General features: G+C 39.0%; 19 protein-coding genes, 5 tRNA genes, 1 rRNA gene and 1 pseudogene. 24 read left to right on the top strand and 2 right to left on the bottom strand.

Translation table 11 applies throughout. The features are described from left to right. The 3 genes and pseudogenes from AC52RT_RS08870 to AC52RT_RS08860 all read left to right on the top strand — a co-directional run. Positions 1–540: pseudogene (locus AC52RT_RS08870) on the top strand (DEAD/DEAH box helicase); the annotation flags it as partial. Between the two features lie 110 nt (positions 541–650). Further along, complete coding sequence (locus tag AC52RT_RS08865; RefSeq protein WP_495540402.1) at positions 651–1,124, top strand: PH domain-containing protein; 474 nt, start codon at positions 651–653, stop codon at positions 1,122–1,124. Beyond that, positions 1,117–2,538, top strand: coding sequence for a PH domain-containing protein (locus tag AC52RT_RS08860; protein ID WP_495540401.1), 1,422 nt, complete (start codon positions 1,117–1,119; stop codon positions 2,536–2,538). Before AC52RT_RS08865 ends, AC52RT_RS08860 begins: the two co-directional genes overlap by 8 nt. A gap of 9 nt (positions 2,539–2,547) precedes the next feature. Here the strand turns inward: AC52RT_RS08860 and AC52RT_RS08855 are convergent, their stop codons facing one another. Further along, the gene (locus AC52RT_RS08855; protein WP_495540400.1) at positions 2,548–3,144 is read right to left on the bottom strand and encodes a rhomboid family intramembrane serine protease; all 597 of its coding nucleotides are present in this window, start codon (positions 3,142–3,144) and stop codon (positions 2,548–2,550) included. 88 nt (positions 3,145–3,232) lie between these two features. Between AC52RT_RS08855 and acpS the strand changes: the two genes are divergently transcribed. From acpS to AC52RT_RS08785, 14 genes are all read left to right on the top strand, one after another. Further along, positions 3,233–3,589: a holo-ACP synthase gene (acpS, locus tag AC52RT_RS08850; protein ID WP_495540399.1), complete on the top strand. Its 357-nt coding sequence runs from the start codon at positions 3,233–3,235 to the stop codon at positions 3,587–3,589. A 347-nt stretch (positions 3,590–3,936) separates the two neighbouring features. Further along, positions 3,937–4,944 (top strand): LolA family protein, encoded by a 1,008-nt coding sequence (locus tag AC52RT_RS08845; protein ID WP_495540398.1) that lies wholly within the window; start codon positions 3,937–3,939, stop codon positions 4,942–4,944. Between the two features lie 117 nt (positions 4,945–5,061). After that, a complete protein-coding gene (gene alr / locus AC52RT_RS08840; protein WP_495540397.1) occupies positions 5,062–6,231 on the top strand; it encodes an alanine racemase in 1,170 nt (389 codons plus the stop codon). 148 nt (positions 6,232–6,379) lie between these two features. After that, a complete protein-coding gene (locus tag AC52RT_RS08835) occupies positions 6,380–6,661 on the top strand; it encodes a CopG family ribbon-helix-helix protein (protein ID WP_040373983.1) in 282 nt (93 codons plus the stop codon). A 7-nt stretch (positions 6,662–6,668) separates the two neighbouring features. Next, positions 6,669–7,019 (top strand): type II toxin-antitoxin system PemK/MazF family toxin, encoded by a 351-nt coding sequence (locus AC52RT_RS08830; protein WP_040373999.1) that lies wholly within the window; start codon positions 6,669–6,671, stop codon positions 7,017–7,019. Between the two features lie 393 nt (positions 7,020–7,412). Continuing rightward, the gene (locus AC52RT_RS08825; protein WP_495540396.1) at positions 7,413–8,270 is read left to right on the top strand and encodes an RsbT co-antagonist protein RsbRA; all 858 of its coding nucleotides are present in this window, start codon (positions 7,413–7,415) and stop codon (positions 8,268–8,270) included. Beyond that, entirely contained in the window at positions 8,242–8,598 is a 357-nt protein-coding gene (locus tag AC52RT_RS08820) for an STAS domain-containing protein (RefSeq protein ID WP_495540395.1), read from the top strand. Before AC52RT_RS08825 ends, AC52RT_RS08820 begins: the two co-directional genes overlap by 29 nt. A 4-nt stretch (positions 8,599–8,602) precedes the next feature. After that, complete coding sequence (locus AC52RT_RS08815) at positions 8,603–9,004, top strand: anti-sigma regulatory factor (RefSeq protein WP_495540394.1); 402 nt, start codon at positions 8,603–8,605, stop codon at positions 9,002–9,004. Between the two features lie 11 nt (positions 9,005–9,015). Further along, a complete protein-coding gene (locus AC52RT_RS08810) occupies positions 9,016–10,026 on the top strand; it encodes a PP2C family protein-serine/threonine phosphatase (RefSeq protein WP_495540393.1) in 1,011 nt (336 codons plus the stop codon). Between the two features lie 60 nt (positions 10,027–10,086). Beyond that, positions 10,087–10,419: an anti-sigma factor antagonist gene (locus tag AC52RT_RS08805; protein ID WP_040373979.1), complete on the top strand. Its 333-nt coding sequence runs from the start codon at positions 10,087–10,089 to the stop codon at positions 10,417–10,419. Beyond that, on the top strand, positions 10,416–10,886 hold the full coding sequence (rsbW, locus tag AC52RT_RS08800; RefSeq protein WP_495540392.1) for an anti-sigma B factor RsbW: 471 nt from the start codon (positions 10,416–10,418) through the stop codon (positions 10,884–10,886). The genes AC52RT_RS08805 and rsbW overlap by 4 nt, the downstream gene beginning before the upstream one ends. Continuing rightward, a complete protein-coding gene (gene sigB / locus AC52RT_RS08795) occupies positions 10,864–11,652 on the top strand; it encodes an RNA polymerase sigma factor SigB (RefSeq protein ID WP_495540391.1) in 789 nt (262 codons plus the stop codon). Before rsbW ends, sigB begins: the two co-directional genes overlap by 23 nt. After that, complete coding sequence (locus AC52RT_RS08790) at positions 11,652–12,260, top strand: PP2C family serine/threonine-protein phosphatase (protein ID WP_495540390.1); 609 nt, start codon at positions 11,652–11,654, stop codon at positions 12,258–12,260. Before sigB ends, AC52RT_RS08790 begins: the two co-directional genes overlap by 1 nt. Positions 12,261–12,410: 150 nt before the next feature. Beyond that, complete coding sequence (locus AC52RT_RS08785; RefSeq protein WP_495540389.1) at positions 12,411–14,594, top strand: Tex family protein; 2,184 nt, start codon at positions 12,411–12,413, stop codon at positions 14,592–14,594. Between the two features lie 70 nt (positions 14,595–14,664). Here AC52RT_RS08785 and cmpA read toward each other — a convergent pair whose 3' ends face one another. After that, complete coding sequence (gene cmpA / locus AC52RT_RS08780) at positions 14,665–14,784, bottom strand: cortex morphogenetic protein CmpA (protein ID WP_495540388.1); 120 nt, start codon at positions 14,782–14,784, stop codon at positions 14,665–14,667. Between the two features lie 84 nt (positions 14,785–14,868). Here cmpA and AC52RT_RS08775 point away from each other — a divergent pair, with 84 nt between their 5' ends. The 7 genes from AC52RT_RS08775 to rrf all read left to right on the top strand — a co-directional run. Next, a complete protein-coding gene (locus AC52RT_RS08775; RefSeq protein ID WP_495540387.1) occupies positions 14,869–15,342 on the top strand; it encodes a SprT family protein in 474 nt (157 codons plus the stop codon). Between the two features lie 187 nt (positions 15,343–15,529). Further along, positions 15,530–15,604, top strand: a tRNA-Asn gene (locus tag AC52RT_RS08770). A 3-nt stretch (positions 15,605–15,607) separates the two neighbouring features. Beyond that, positions 15,608–15,698 (top strand) — tRNA-Ser (locus AC52RT_RS08765). A 14-nt stretch (positions 15,699–15,712) separates the two neighbouring features. Next, a tRNA-Glu gene (locus tag AC52RT_RS08760) sits at positions 15,713–15,784 on the top strand. A gap of 18 nt (positions 15,785–15,802) precedes the next feature. Beyond that, positions 15,803–15,879, top strand: a tRNA-Asp gene (locus tag AC52RT_RS08755). A 26-nt stretch (positions 15,880–15,905) separates the two neighbouring features. Next, positions 15,906–15,979, top strand: a tRNA-Met gene (locus AC52RT_RS08750). A 224-nt stretch (positions 15,980–16,203) separates the two neighbouring features. Continuing rightward, a 5S ribosomal RNA gene (gene rrf / locus AC52RT_RS08745) occupies positions 16,204–16,285 on the top strand; the annotation flags it as partial.

Below are 16,285 nucleotides of genomic sequence, written 5' to 3'. Positions count from 1 at the left end.
ATTGGACGTACAGGAAGAGCTGGAAAGCACGGAGCAGCAGTTTCTTTTGTAACTCCAAGAGAAAGAGGTCAGCTTCATGCAATTGAGCACACAACTAAAAAGAAAATGGAGAAATTAAAAACTCCTACATTAAGTGAAGCTCTTGAAGGCCAACAAAAAGCAGTTACTGAAAAAATCGTTAACACTGTTGAAAACGATGATTTATCATTATACCTTCCACACGCTGAAGAATTACTTCAAAAGCACAGCGCAATTGATTTAGTGGCAGCAGTCCTTAAAACAATGACGAAAGAACCGGATGCATCTCCGATTAAATTAACGGATGAAGCTCCAGCTGGATCAAAACGTGGTGGATACAAAGGTTCAAATAGCCGTCCACGTAATGGCAGCGGCGGCGGACGCAGCTCATCAGGCGGCGGACGTAAAGATTACGGCGGTGCTAAACGTACTGGCGGCGGCAGTACTAACCGTAAGTCAAATGGTTATGGCAACCGCAGCAGCAGCAGCACAAGTTCAAACAGAGATAAAATCAATAAATAATACGTTTTAAAACAGAAAGAGCCGCTCACATGCTGAGCGGCTCTTTCTGTTTTTTATGTTGGAAATTATAGTATACTTAAACTAAATAGAATGATGAAGGGGGATGGCCTATGGAACCTCAGAAACGAATTGCTAAAGATGCACTCAAAGTGTGGAGAATTAGGGGAATCATTGAATCATTGCTCATTTTGGTAATCAGCATAACTGGAATTACGCTAACATACATATTTGATTTTCCACGGTGGATTATTATTCTTTGCGTGTGTCTATTTATCATGTTTTTCTATCTTTTTGTGTTCCTTCTACCATCACTAAGGTGGAAGCGGTGGAGGTATGAGGTAAGAGAAGATGAAATTGAGATACAAAGTGGAATTTGGATTATTAAACGTACGCTGATCCCAATGGTTAGAGTTCAACATGTTGAAACAAAGCAAGGGCCTCTTTTAAGAAGGTATGAGCTGGCAACCGTCGAAATTTCAACTGCTGCAACAAACCATGAGATACCAGCTTTAGAGATTAAAGAAGCAGATGATTTACGGTTCTATATTTCAAGAATGGCTAGTGTGGAGGAAGAAGATGTATAATCCAAAACGGCTTCATCCAGCTGCTATCTTGTTAATGATTCTAAAAATAGTTAAGGACGCTATTTTTCCCCTCGTATTAATTTTTCTTTTTGGAGGAAATAATTTTGGAGAAACAAGTTATCTGCTTTATATAGGGTTCGGCGTAATCATTTTGTTTGTTATCGGGTCAGCGATTCTTTCTTGGTTTCGATTTACATACTGGATTGAGAATGGAGAACTTCGTATTGAATCAGGCTTATTTGTTAAAAAGAAACAATACATTCGATTTGAACGGATACATAGTGTGAATATTTCTGAGGGACTGGTTCAGCGATTGTTTGGCTTGGCTAAGCTTCAAGTAGAGACGGCCGGCGGGGAACAAGCTGATGTAGAGCTAGCTGCGATTAATAAAAAGGAAGCTGAAAGAATTCAGTTGACGCTGGCAGAAGGGAAAAGAGAAAAAACACCTAAAGCGGAAGAGTCCGAGGAGGTACGGACAGAGGGTGTGTTCCAACAGACTTTTCCTCAGCTTTTCTTAATGGCTGCTACTTCCGGTGGCGTAGGAGTCGTTTTTTCTACATCAGCCGCGTTCATTTCTCAATTTGATGAAATCATCCCATTTGATAAGGTCTTTAGTGGATTTGAACATGTGTTGGAAGCAAGCCTTATATTTATAACTATTTTGGTGGTGAGTGCCTTTATCGTTGCTTACTTAATTGCTACGATAGGGATTGTCTTAAAATATGGTCATTTTACTTTGGAAAAAAAGGGTGAAGAATTAATAATCTCCCGAGGCTTGCTGGAAAAAAGGCAGATAACTATCCCAACTAAGAAGATTCAGGCTATCAGGATTTCAGAAAATTTATTACGGCAGCCTTTAGGGTTGGCAAGTGTCTATATTGAATATGCGGGTGGATCGGCAGAAAATGCTAAGATTATGCTTTTTCCACTCATTAAAAGGAAAGATTTGCAGGGACTGCTTGATTCCTTTGTTCCTGGGTATCAATACGAAGCAGCTATACAAGGTTTGCCGAAGCGAGCATTTTCCCGCTATTTATTTCGGCACTCATTTCTTGCTGTAATCATTATGGCTGCTTGTATCTGGTTGTTCAGACCTTGGGGATTCCTATCATTAGTGCTGATACCGCTATCCTGTCTGTGGGCTTATTTAAGTTTCAGGGAAGCAGGCTGGAGAATTTCAGGTAATCAGCTGCAAGTAAGATTTAGAATCATTTCTAAACAGAGTTATCTATTTCATAAAAATCGAATTCAAGCTATAACGTATTCCACCAATTGGTTTCAATTACGCAAAAGTCTAGCCTCCATTTTTATCACCGCAAAATCCGGAGCAGGTCCGACAATCGGACGGATAAAAGATTTAGAAAAACAAGATGCATCAACGATTACACGATGGCTTGCTTCACGCGATTACTAATAAGTTAAACTAGAGCTGTTGAGACCGTTTTTGAAAAAACGGAGCAAAGACAAATCCGGCAATCAGTCCGGTAAAGTGGCCAATCAGATTGATATTCGGTTCAATCAATGACATAATTACTGCAAAAATGGCAAGGGTGTAAATGGTTGTTTCAAATTGTTTGGGTACAGGCTGCTTATGGAAGATAGACGCATAAAGATAAAAACCAAGTAGTCCCATAATCGAATTACTTGCTCCGACATGGACATAAGATAAGGGCATGAATAAGTAAGTCGCTATATTTGCAATCAGACCTGTTAAAAGAAAGAAGCCTGCGAATAACGAACTTCCTAGATGACGTTCTAATAGAGGGCCGAATAACAGGATGGATAAACTATTAAATAGGAAATGACTAAATGAAATATGGAGAAAAATAGGGGTTAGGAGCCTCCACCATTCACCGTTAGCGATATAGAGATTGACGCCTGCCCCATTGTAATAAAGCAAACCCTTAGGGAAAAACGGGGAACTATGGAGAACATAAACAGCTAGACAGAGGGAGAGAATGATTAGTGTCATTGGGTAAAGACTAGGGTATTGACGGTAATTATCTGATTTTAGATACATTAGATTCATCCTTTGTAATAGGAATTTAGTTAATCGATAAGCCTGTCTAATGTATATGCGGGTCAGATAAAGGATAGAAGGGAAGCATATGATAAAGGGAATAGGTATGGATATTATAGAAATTGACCGTATTCAGGCAATTGTAGATCGACAGCCGAAATTCATCAGTAGAATCCTAACGGAGCAGGAGCTTATGCGGTTTTCCAAATTAAAAGGAAACAGACGTTATGAATACTTTGCCGGCAGGTATGCAGCAAAAGAAGCATTCTCTAAGGCGTGGGGGACGGGAATTGGGAAGGAACTTTCTTTCTTGGATATTGAAATTTTGGTTGAGCCAAATGGTAAGCCGTATGTCAGTAAACCGTTGAAGAGTGGAGTCCATCTTTCTATAACTCATAGCAAAGAGTTTGCAGCGGCTCAGGTGGTTATTGAAGAACAGAAGTAAGCAAACAAGCTTGCTTCTTTTTTTGCCTTAAAACAAGCTTATTTCTCTTTGGACTACAGACAAGAGCTTTACTACACTTGAACCTTGGTTGATGTATAAGCATTTTTTAATAACTTTATTTGGTACATCAGAATCCGCCCGAAGTCTTCGGCTTTTCAGTCATATTGGTACGAGTTGTCTCATATACTCATATTGCTTAGGGAGACAAGGCCTGTTAGAAGGTACATTGACATATAAACCGAAAAGATGGGTTAAACGGTAACCAATATTTGGTTTAGTATTCAATGTCTGGACGCTGCCCTTTCCTCTCTCTTTTACATTTAAATGAAAAGATGGGGGCTGGAGAAATGAAAAAGTTCTTTGCAATCTTTGCTGGAATATTACTGATACTTGCGCTTTCTGCTTGCGGAAAAAAGTCGCAGGATGAAGTAGTGAGTGATTTAAACGAAAAAGTGGATGAAATGAAGGGCTATAAGGTGAATGCTGTCATGACCTTGAAGATGGGGACGGATCCTCAAGTATATGATGTGGAAATCTGGCATAAGAATCCAGATTTTTACAAAGTAAATTTAAAGAATTCTGAGAAGGAACAAAGCCAAATGATTCTCCGTAATGACGATGGAGTGTATGTATTGACACCTGCTTTGAATAAAAGCTTTAAATTTCAAAGTGAATGGCCAGAGAACAGTAGTCAAGCCTATTTATATGAATCATTGGTAAAGGACATTATGGATGATGAAACGGCAGGATTCAAAGAAACGGATAAACATTACGTCTTTACGACTAAGACACGTTATCAAAATAATAAAATGCTCCCGTACCAGGAGATTACTCTTACCAAACGGGATTTAAAACCGGTCAGTGTCAAAGTAATGGATCCTGATCAAAATGCCCTCGTGACGGTAAAGTTCTCGAAAGTAAACTTCAATGCTGCATTTGATAAGGATGCTTTTGATATGAAGAAAAATATGGCGCGAGCAAAGATGGAGATGCCGGCAATGGCTGGGATGAAGGATGAGAATTTCTCAGTAAGGTATCCAGAAGGAATCGAAGGAGCAACTCTAGCCGAGGAGAAAGAAATAGCGATTGAAAATGGACGTCGAGTTGTTTTAACGTATCAAGGTGAACGAAACTTTACGTTGGTTCAGGAAAAAAGAGATATCAGAGAAACGACTGTTCTGTCGGATTTGGTGAATGGCGAGCCGGTTGATTTAGGCTTTACGTTCGGGGCAATGACAGCTAACACAATAAGGTGGACATATGAAGGTGTTGATTACACCCTTGCATCTCAAAATTTAACAGAAGAAGAATTGGTGACGATCGCCCGCTCCGTTAATGGGACAGCGGTAAAATAATGAATACTGACTCTGCAAATAACATCTAGAGGAAATTGCTGCATTTTCTGGTGTACTGTATTTGTCCTTCCGTTATTAAACAAAATTCTCTATAATAAGGGCACATAACAGTACACTATGAAAGAAGGATTATCTGTGACTTTGCAAAATTTTTATAGAGATACTTGGGCAGAAATCAATTTAGATGCTATCTTTGAAAATGCAACAAATATGAAAAAACACCTGCCTCCTGAGATCACTCTCTTTGCGGTTGTAAAGGCAAATGCATATGGTCATGGCGATGTTGAGGTGGCTGAGACTGCAATTCAGGCTGGTGCGGAGTATTTAGCAGTAGCCTTTTTAGATGAAGCACTCGCATTACGAAAAAAAGGAATAACGGCACCGATATTAGTCTTAGGAGCTTCACGCCCTGAAGATGCACAAATCGCTGCTAGAGAAGCAATTACCTTAACTGTTTTTCAAGCAGGCTGGCTTAAAGCAGCTCAGCCTTTTCTTGAGGGTGACGTTCTTACTATACATGTAAAGTGTGATAGTGGTATGGGGAGAATTGGTATACGGAAACAAGAAGATATGAATGAAATTGAACGTTTTCTTCAGGAAACGAAGTGTATTGTATTAGAAGGGATTTTTACGCACTTCGCTACTGCAGATCAACTAGATACAGAGTATTTTAGTAAACAGCTTGCACGATTTGAGGAAATGCTGACATGGCTCAAGAAGAAACCAAAATATGTCCACGCAGCAAATAGTGCCGCATTGCTGAGATTTCCGAATGCGGTCTTCAATTCGGTTCGTATGGGCATTTCTTTATATGGCTTGTCACCCTCCATGGAAATGAAAGACGTTTTACCTTTTGCGCTTCGTCCAGCGTTTTCATTAAAGACCAAACTTGTGCATGTCAAGAATATCTCGAAAGGCCAAAGCGTCAGCTATGGAGCGACCTATACAGCAGAAGAAGATACCTGGATTGGAACAATGCCTATTGGTTATGCGGATGGCTGGATTCGAATGCTCCAAGGTCAGGAAGTGCTGCTTGAAGGTGAAAGGTCTCCGTTAGTTGGGCGGATATGTATGGACCAATGCATGGTTAAATTATCGCGAGAGTTTCCAGTAGGTACTGAGGTAACGTTAATAGGGAAGAATGGCACCGAGTGTATCACTGTCGATGACATTGCTGAGAAACTAAATACAATAAACTATGAAGTAACTTGTATGATTTCATCCCGGGTTCCACGGATGTACCTGAAGAAAGGAAGGATCACCGGAGTCGTTAATCAATTAATATAATTAATTTATAAATAATATCGTATAAAATATAGCTACTTTTGCTGATAATAATATAGAGTTTCGAATATACTCTTTGCAGATAGTAAATTTAATGGTAATATTATAAAGAATATATTATGGTGTGTAGTGATGGTGGAGGTGTATGTTTGTGTCTGAATCCAGCGCAACAAGAGAAATTTTAATTCGATTACCTCAAAACTTTTTATCCGAGCTTGATGGGTATGTTTCTGAAGAAAATGTGAATCGTAGTGAATTTATTTACCATGCGACAAAAGTGTATATTCGTGAAAGAAAAAAAAGAGAATTTCGCGAATCGATGAAACGTGGTTATATTGAGATGGCAGCCATTAACTTAACAATTGCTTCGGAAGCATTTTTGTTAGAATTTGAAGCTGACCATTGCGTTGAACGATTAGCTAGCGGAGGCTGAGCCCTTGATTGTTGTGAAACGTGGTGACGTATACTTCGCAGACCTGTCTCCGGTCGTAGGATCAGAACAAGGCGGGACGCGACCAGTGCTTATCCTTCAGAATGACATTGGAAATCGCTTTAGTCCTACTGTGATTGTAGCAGCCATAACAGCGCAAATTCAAAAAGCCAAATTGCCTACACACGTTGAAATTAATGCAAAGAAATATGGGTTCGAGCGTGATTCAGTTATTTTACTAGAACAGATACGCACTATTGATAAGCAGCGGCTGACTGATAAAATTACTCATCTTGATGAACCGATGATGGAAAAGGTCAAAGATGCTCTGCAAATTAGTTTAGGACTGGTTGATTTTTAAAATGTCATCCTATTTATTATTCATATAATCTGAATTCTGAGATTCTCAGGATACTTGGAAAAGACTGATCCCAAAAGGACAGTCTTCTTTTTTTGCTTTTTTTTGGAATGATCAGTTAATCATCGTTAAAATGGACGTCTTTTTTTCAACTTACGTAAATAAGCAGGTGAAACTATAACATTTGACGAATGAAAGAATAAAAACGTATAGTTAAAATGAGAAGAATCTCCATTTAGTAGGATATTCTGGTACAGGAGTTGAAGAGTTAAATTATAGTTCGTCGAGCTATAGTTAATGATAAATACGAGATGAATAAGTTTTTATTTACATTTACATAACATCCATGTTACCTGGACAAGAATGGTCTAGAGGATGTGTTAGAATGGAGGAAATATGAATAAACAGGTGTATGATTTTATAAGAAACAATCAAGAATTCATCCTAGAAAAATGGATGGATATTATGAAAAAAAATGCGGATGAGCGTCTTATTAAGGTGATCTCTGATCAGATGTTTACTCAGACAAGCCATGAATTTATTGATATGGTGATTGCCAATATGGAAAGTAAAAATGATGCGTTTACAACTAAACTATCTGATTTTGCAGAAAAAGTTGTTCGCTTAGGATGGCCGCTTTTCTTTGTGAACGAAGGTTTACATAAATTCACACTGATTGTCTTAAATGGTATGGCTGAACAAAAAATTATAAATCCTGAAAATCAAATTGAGATTATAAATAGTCTTGATAAATGGTCCTCCCCTATGAATAATGAGATAGTTAATGTGTATACCTATACCTGGGAAAGAACCGTATCCCTACAAAAGATTGCGCTGCAAGAATTATCTGCACCTTTGATTCCAGTATTAGAGGGAATTACGATTATGCCTTTGATCGGAACCATCGATACAGAAAGAGCAAAGCAAATTATGGAGAACTTATTAACGGGTGTGGTCAAACACCGTTCAGAAGTAGTGCTAATCGATATTACAGGGGTGCCTGTCGTTGATACAATGGTTGCTCACCACATTATTCAGGCTGCGGAAGCCGTCCGTTTGGTAGGAGCAAAATGTATGCTGTGCGGCATAAGGCCGGAAATTGCACAGACTATTGTTAATCTAGGGATTAATTTAGACGAAATTATTACAAAGAACACCCTTAAGAAAGGGATAGAGGCAGCTTTAGAAATAACAAGCCGTAAGATTATAGAGGTGGAGGAAGATCATGAGAATTCCAATTTTAAAACTATATGATTGTCTTCTCGTTTCGATACAATGGGAGCTTGACGACGCAACGGCCCTTCAATTTCAGGAAGATTTACTCCAAAAGATACATGAAACAAACGCTAATGGAGTGGTAATAGATATTACTTCGATTGACTTTATCGATTCCTTTATAGCTAAGGTATTAGGTGATGTCTTTAGTATGTCGAAGCTGATGGGGGCGAAAGTTGTCATAACAGGAATCCAGCCAGCTGTTGCTATTACCCTCATTGAATTAGGGATTACCTTAGATGATGTCCTTACAGCATTAGATTTAGAGAAAGGCCTGGAGAGATTACAACAGGAATTGGGGGATTAGAAGTATGGAGGTCCAATCCTGCGTAAAAATTATCAATGAATGGGATATCGTGGCCGCTCGACAGCTTGGACGAAATGTGGCGAAGGATCTTGGTTTTGGCACAGTGGATCAAGCAAGAGTTACGACGGCCATTAGTGAGCTGGCAAGAAATATTTATCTATATGCTGGTCAAGGCACCGTAGCTATAGAAAAAGTCCAGAGGAATGGAAAAGTTGGAATGAAAATAATTGCCATGGACGAAGGTCCTGGAATTAAAGATATTCGAAAAGTTATGGAAGATGGATATACTACTTCAGGAGGACTAGGAGCAGGCCTTCCTGGGGTAAAGAGGTTGATGGATGAATTTGATATCGATTCCACGCCAGGGAAAGGAACGAGAATCCTTGCAACGAAATGGCTTCGTTAGGGGGAGAGGTAATGGAATTCAAAGATAATTTGGAAGGTAAATACCGTGAGGCCCTTACAAGCTTTCTTAAGGATCAAACAGAACAAGCCTTATACCAAGGACAAAAAATCAGTAGAAAAACGATGGAAAATCGTGTTTCGCCTGAAGAAATTATTAGCATGCATAAAAGTGTTTTAATGGAAGTATGTCCAGGTGATCCGCAAAAGGTAATTGATTCATTTGATTTTTTAATGGAGGTAATGATGGGATACGGGATTGCATATCGTGAACATCAAAGCTTGCGTCATCAGCAACAGGAGCTCAAATCAGAGATAGAACTAGCGGCAAATGTACAGCATACGCTGCTTGAAACAAAGATCCCGGATGTTAAGGTGATGGATATTGGTGCTATTAGTGTGCCTGCTCGTCAAATGAGCGGGGACTACTATCACTTTGTCCAAGATGAAAACCAAAACATCGGGGTGGCTATAGCCGATGTAATCGGTAAAGGAATTCCAGCTGCGCTTTGTATGTCGATGATTAAATATGCGATGGACAGCCTTCCAGAAAACCGCCATGCTCCGAGTAGTGTCCTTGAAAGCCTTAATCGCGTTGTGGAACAAAATGTTGATCCAAGTATGTTTATCACGATGTTTTATGGTCTTTATAACCCAGATAGTCACGTGTTTTCGTATGCTGCAGCAGGACATGAGCCAGGGTTTTATTACGAAGCAAGCACAGATACGATGAGTGACTTAGATGCCAGAGGGTTGTTATTGGGGGTAGAGAAAAAAACAAAGTACCGCCAATACGAAAAGCAAGTTGAACCTGGGGATATGATCATTTTACTTTCCGATGGTGTAACGGAATGTCGGACAAGTGAAGGGTTTATTGAAAGAGAAACATTAATGCAATATATAAGGAATAATCTCCATTTAGGAGCGCAGGAAATTGTCAATAAAATATTTAAGCAGCTGGAGAAAATGCAGCATTTTGAATTAAGAGATGATTTTACTTTAATAATTTTAAAAAGAGATGTTTAAGGACAAAAAAACTGGGTATATATAAACATGGATATTGAGAAATAAAGGTGGGTCAATCGAATGAATATAACAATTGATGTTAAAGATATAAACTCAACCGTAGAAGTGCAAGTGAAAGGTGAAATTGACGCTTATACAGCACCAAAGCTTAGAGAATCATTATTTCCGCTTTCAGAGCAGGCTAATGTTTCTATGGTAGTAGATTTAACAGAAGTATCTTATATGGACAGCACTGGCTTAGGAGTATTTGTAGGCTTGTTTAAAAGTGTAAGAGCGCATAATGGGGAATTCAAGCTAATTGGATTATCTGAACGTCTGCGCCGTCTGTTTGATATTACCGGTCTAGCCGATATTATTGATATTAAAAGTCATGCAGAGGGTGGGTTAGAATGAGTCAAGCATACGATTATATTGAAATGAAAATACCCGCAAAGCCTAATTTCATTGGAGTAATTCGATTGACTCTTTCAGGTATAGCCAGCCGGATGGGCTTCACTTATGATGAAATTGAGGACCTAAAGATCGCTACAAGCGAGGCTTGTACGAATGCAGTTCAGCATGCTTATAAAGATAACCAAGGCGAAGTGAAAATTAGTTTCGGCCTTTATGAAAATCGTTTAGAAGTAATGGTATCAGATAGTGGAGAAAGTTGTGACTTTGATGAAGTACGCCAAGGATTAGGACCGTATGAGAACGGACAAAAAGTAGAATTCCTTCGAGAAGGAGGCTTGGGCCTTTACCTCATAGAGACTCTAATGGATGAAGTGAAAATTCACCAGCATGAAGGGGTCACGGTATTCATGACTAAGTTTTTAGAGCGGGAGCAGGTGGAGATGGATGCAAAGACACTCTCAACCTAATCAAATGACTAAAGACAAGGTCAATGCTTGGATTAAAGCTTACCAACTCCATCAAGATGAGGAAGCCCAACAACAACTTGTTCTTCATTATAAAGGCTTAGTTGAAACAATTGCGCGGAAGTATTCAAAGGGAAGATCCTTTCAAGAAGATATCTCACAAGTAGGTATGATTGGATTGCTTGGCGCAATTCGTCGGTATGATGAATCTTTCGGAAAGAGTTTTGAAGCTTTTGCAGTACCAACCATCATCGGTGAAATTAAGCGTTTCTTACGTGATAAAACATGGAGTGTCCATGTTCCGCGTCGAATCAAAGAACTTGGACCGAAAATTCGGGTTACGGTTGAAGAACTTACAACAGAACTTCATCGTTCACCTAGAATTGATGAAATTGCAGAACATCTGGACGTAGCTGAGGAAGAAGTTCTTGAAGCGATGGAAATGGGAAAAAGCTATCAAGCTCTATCAGTTGATCACTCTATTGAAGCGGATTCCGACGGAGGGACCGTTACTCTTCTGGATATCTTCGGAAATGTTGACGAAGGCTATGAACGAGTTAATCAGCGCCTTGTTCTGGAAAAGGTTCTACATGTATTGAGTGAGCGAGAAAAGATGATTATTCAATATACGTATCTTGAAAACCTTAGTCAAAAAGAAGCAGGAGAAAAACTAGATATTTCCCAAATGCATGTTTCGCGTCTTCAACGAAGAGCGATTAAAAAACTGCAATTGGCTATAAATGCAGAAAACAATACGGAGTCTCTATAATGATTAAGGAAGTACTCAGGGAGAAGGAACTAGAAGTATTAGCTTCCCAATCCTCCAAAAATGGGATGCCCTATTGCGGAGATGATTACTTTTTCATTAATACAAATGAGTATTTTTTATGCGTTCTCGCAGATGGCCTTGGCAGTGGTAAATTCGCTTATGAGTCCTCAAGTGCAATTACTGATGAGGTTAAGAATTATCATCATGAAAGTGTCGAGACCCTCATGTCACTTTGTAATAATACGCAAGTGAATAAAAGAGGGGCAGCGGTGTCCATCCTGAAAATATACTATGACACGAAAGAGTTTGTATACAGTTCAGTAGGAAATATTCGTTTTTTTCTGTATAATCCCGACTCAGATAAACTGGTTTATCCATTACCGGTAACCGGTTTTTTATCTGGCAGGAAACAAAAGTATCACACACAAAGATTTAAATATGAATCAAATGCTAAGTTTATTCTCCACTCAGATGGCGTTTCTCTGCAGGGAGCAAAGTCTTTACTGAACACAAGATCTTCTCTGGAACGGAACGCTCAAATGATTTTAGAGGGGAATACCATTCAGTCCGATGATTCTACATTTATAATAGGAAGCTTACTTTCTTGAGAAATCATAAAAGTAAGCTTTTTTATGTTAGGGTGCTTTTACCTGTGTTAAACAGATTGAAGATTCGCAACATGCTTTTTGTTTTGTTAGACTAGTTATAAGCAATAAAGAAATTATGATTTTTTTTACATAAAGAGTGGAGGAATCCCATTGGTAGCAGAAGAAAATCAATTAAAAGAGATCATTAAACAAGTCGTAAAAGAATTAAATCTTAAAGTAAATCAAGTTCAAAGTGTCATTAATCTTTTAAATGAGGGAAATACTGTACCATTTATTGCTCGATATCGGAAAGAAATGACCGGTTCATTGGACGAGGTAGAGATTCGTTCGATAATGGATAGATGGAAGTACCTTGAAAATCTTCATAATCGTAAAGAAGAAGTAGTTCGTATTATTCAAGAACAAGGCAAATTAACACCCGAGCTGAAAGCTCAAATTGAACAATCCGTAAAGCTGCAAGAAATAGAAGATCTTTATCGGCCGTATAAGCAAAAAAGAAGGACGAAAGCAACTGTAGCTAAAGAAAAAGGGTTAGAACCGTTTGCTTTTTGGTTGATGGAATTTCATCCTGAATCCGTTTTGTCTAAGGCAGAGGAATTTGTTTCTGCTGATTTAGACGTTTTATCGGCAGATGATGCTATAGCTGGTGCAAAAGATATTATTGCTGAGCAGATATCTGACGACGCTGCACTGCGAAAGTGGATTAGGGCAGATGTCTTTAAGTCGGGGAAAATAATGTCCGTTAGTAAAAATGAGGATGCCGACGAGAAAAAAATCTTTGAAATGTATTATGAATATGAGGAGCCTGTTCAAAAGATTGTCCCTCACCGAGTTCTTGCGCTCAACCGTGGAGAAAAAGAGGAAATTTTAAGAGTGTCGATTGAGCCGAGGGAAGAAGCAATTATAGATTACATGGTAAGTAAAATCATTAATAAAAATGATTCTGAGTCGGCAGCTTTTGTAAAAGATGCCATTGAAGATAGCTTCAAACGATTAATTTTCCCTTCAATTGAACGTGAAATTAGGAAAGAGCTAACCGAGAAAGCTGAAGATCAAGCCATACACATATTTTCTGAAAATCTGAGGAATTTATTGTTGCAGCCTCCTTTAAAAGGGAAAGTCATTCTTGCGTTAGATCCAGCGTTTCGAACAGGCTGTAAACTGGCAGTACTTGATGAAACAGGGAAAGTCATTGATATTAGTGTTATTTATCCACATGCACCGATTAACAAAAAAGCAGAGGCCCGAGATAAAACGATCTCGCTGATTGAACAGTTTGATGTAGAAGTGGTAGCGATAGGGAATGGGACGGCTTCGAGGGAATCAGAGCAATTTATAGCAGATATCCTTAAAGACTTGCAGCGGAATACTTCATATATCATCGTGAATGAAGCGGGTGCGAGTATTTATTCAGCATCTGAAATAGCGCGTGATGAATTTCCTGACTTACAAGTTGAACAGCGCAGTGCCGTATCTATTGGCAGAAGACTTCAGGATCCACTTGCAGAGTTGGTAAAAATAGATCCGCAATCAGTGGGTGTTGGACAATATCAGCATGATGTATCACAAAAAAAATTGGCCGAATCGTTAACGTTTGTCGTAGAAACAGCTGTTAACCAGGTAGGCGTAAATGTTAATACAGCTTCACCGTCTTTACTTCAATATGTGGCAGGACTATCAAAGACTGTGGCACAGAATATTGTGAAGAAAAGAGAAGAAGAAGGAAAGTTTGAAAGTAGAAAACAATTAAAAAATATTCCTAGACTCGGTGCAAAAACCTATGAGCAAAGCATTGGTTTTATGAGGATTATAGATGGTACAGAGCCTCTGGACCAAACATCTATTCACCCTGAAAATTATAGTGCTGTAACAGAACTACTCAAAAAATTGGGTTCTACTAAAGCTGAATTGGGAAGTGAAACTTTAATTCAGTCGTTAAAAAATCTGGATGTGAAGGCTTATTCTGAGGAGCTGGGTATCGGTGAAATTACCTTGAAGGATATAATCGAAGCACTGATGAAGCCGGGTAGAGATCCTCGGGATGAACTACCGAAGCCATTGCTGAAGAAAGATGTACTTAAGATGGAGGATTTACAGAAAGGGATGGAACTACAAGGTACAGTCCGAAACGTTGTCGACTTTGGTGCGTTTGTCGACATCGGGGTTAAGCAGGATGGTCTTGTTCATATATCCAAATTAAGCAGCCGTTTTGTCAAGCACCCACTGGATCTTGTGTCAGTAGGAGATGTTGTTACGGTATGGGTTGAGCAGGTAGATGTTAATAAACAACGCGTATCATTAACTATGCTTGAGCCTAAAGAACAGACTATGTAAAAGACTGCCCCTTTCTTTTATCTATAGAAGAAAGGGGTATTTTTATGGCTAGAAAGTGATAAACGCTCCGCTATAAATGAATTCGTTCTTTTCTACGATAATAAAACCAGCATTGATTAAGTAATTTGATTTGATAGGAGTCTTTTTCATAAAAAGCACGTTTCATTTGGTTTTGTAACCAATTTGGCATGGATAAACCTCCTGGTTTTCTCACTAGTTAACACTATGTTTATGATATAATGGGTTGTCATGTTACCAGGAAAGGGAGAAGTTAATGGATAACGAGACGCTTCAGGAGTTAGTCGAAGATATTTCGCAAAGGGAATTTTGTAAAACGTTTAGGCATCAAGCAAGTTTTAATTCACGTTTACGGACGACAGGCGGCCGATACTTACTTCGATCACATAATATAGAGATTAATGAAAAATATTTCTTAGAAGGCGGAATGGATGTTTTAGTAGGGATTATAAAACATGAGCTATGTCACTATCATCTTCACCTAGAAGGAAAAGGATATCAGCATAGAGATGCCAGTTTTAGAAAATTACTAAGAGAAGTAGAAGCTCCGCGTTTCTGCAAGCCCCTTGCTTCGCAGCAAGTAAAAAAGAAGAAGACGAGAATTCTTATGTATTCTTGTACAAGCTGCAGCCAGATCTATCAGAGAAAAAGAAAAATAAATATAACTAAATATGTTTGTGGAAAGTGTAAAGGGAAACTGGTATTTACAAAAGAAATCATAGCCCAGTAAAAAAATAGGGATTAAGCATTGGTTAGAAACCCTTGTGGTTATTGGGTTTTTCATTTGAAAAGTCTCTTCATAAATAATAATTGAAGAATATTAAAAAAGAGTGTTGACTTTTGATAACAATGTCCTTATAATCTAAAGAGTCGACAAAATAACTTACGGTTTTTTAGCGGCAAACAAGATACATTATTCCGCAGTAGCTCAGTGGTAGAGCATTCGGCTGTTAACCGAACGGTCGTAGGTTCGAGTCCTACCTGCGGAGCCATATGGGGAAGTACTCAAGAGGCTGAAGAGGCGCCCCTGCTAAGGGTGTAGGTCGCGCGAGCGGCGCGAGGGTTCAAATCCCTCCTTCTCCGCCAGGAACATTCTTTAAGGCCCCTTGGTCAAGCGGTTAAGACACCGCCCTTTCACGGCGGTAACACGGGTTCGAATCCCGTAGGGGTCACTTTATACATAACTTAATGGTCCGGTAGTTCAGTTGGTTAGAATGCCTGCCTGTCACGCAGGAGGTCGCGGGTTCGAGTCCCGTCCGGACCGCCATTTATGATTAAACAAATTATCATTGTCGCGGGGTGGAGCAGTCTGGTAGCTCGTCGGGCTCATAACCCGAAGGTCGCAGGTTCAAATCCTGTCCCCGCAATCATGAAAAAACGAAACTATGTTTCGTTTTTTTTATTATTAAAAAATTTCAGCTGGTATATTAATTAAAAAACAAGGAAAACTATTGATAAAATGGCTAAATACTTATTGACCATTAGTTAAATCAAAGTTTTGAAGAAAAAAGAAAAGATATTGCTTGCATTTTATTTAAAAATGGTTTATAGTAAATTATAGTAATATAAGTCTTAAAGAAAAGATATAATGTTTGGTGGCGATAGCGAAGAGGTCACACCCGTTCCCATTCCGAACACGGCAGTTAAGCTCTTCAGCGCCAATGGTAGTTGGG

The organism is Peribacillus sp., assembly GCF_059453735.1.
Note: the sequence above shows the minus strand (reverse complement) of the source record. Positions and strands in the feature narration are given on the sequence as shown.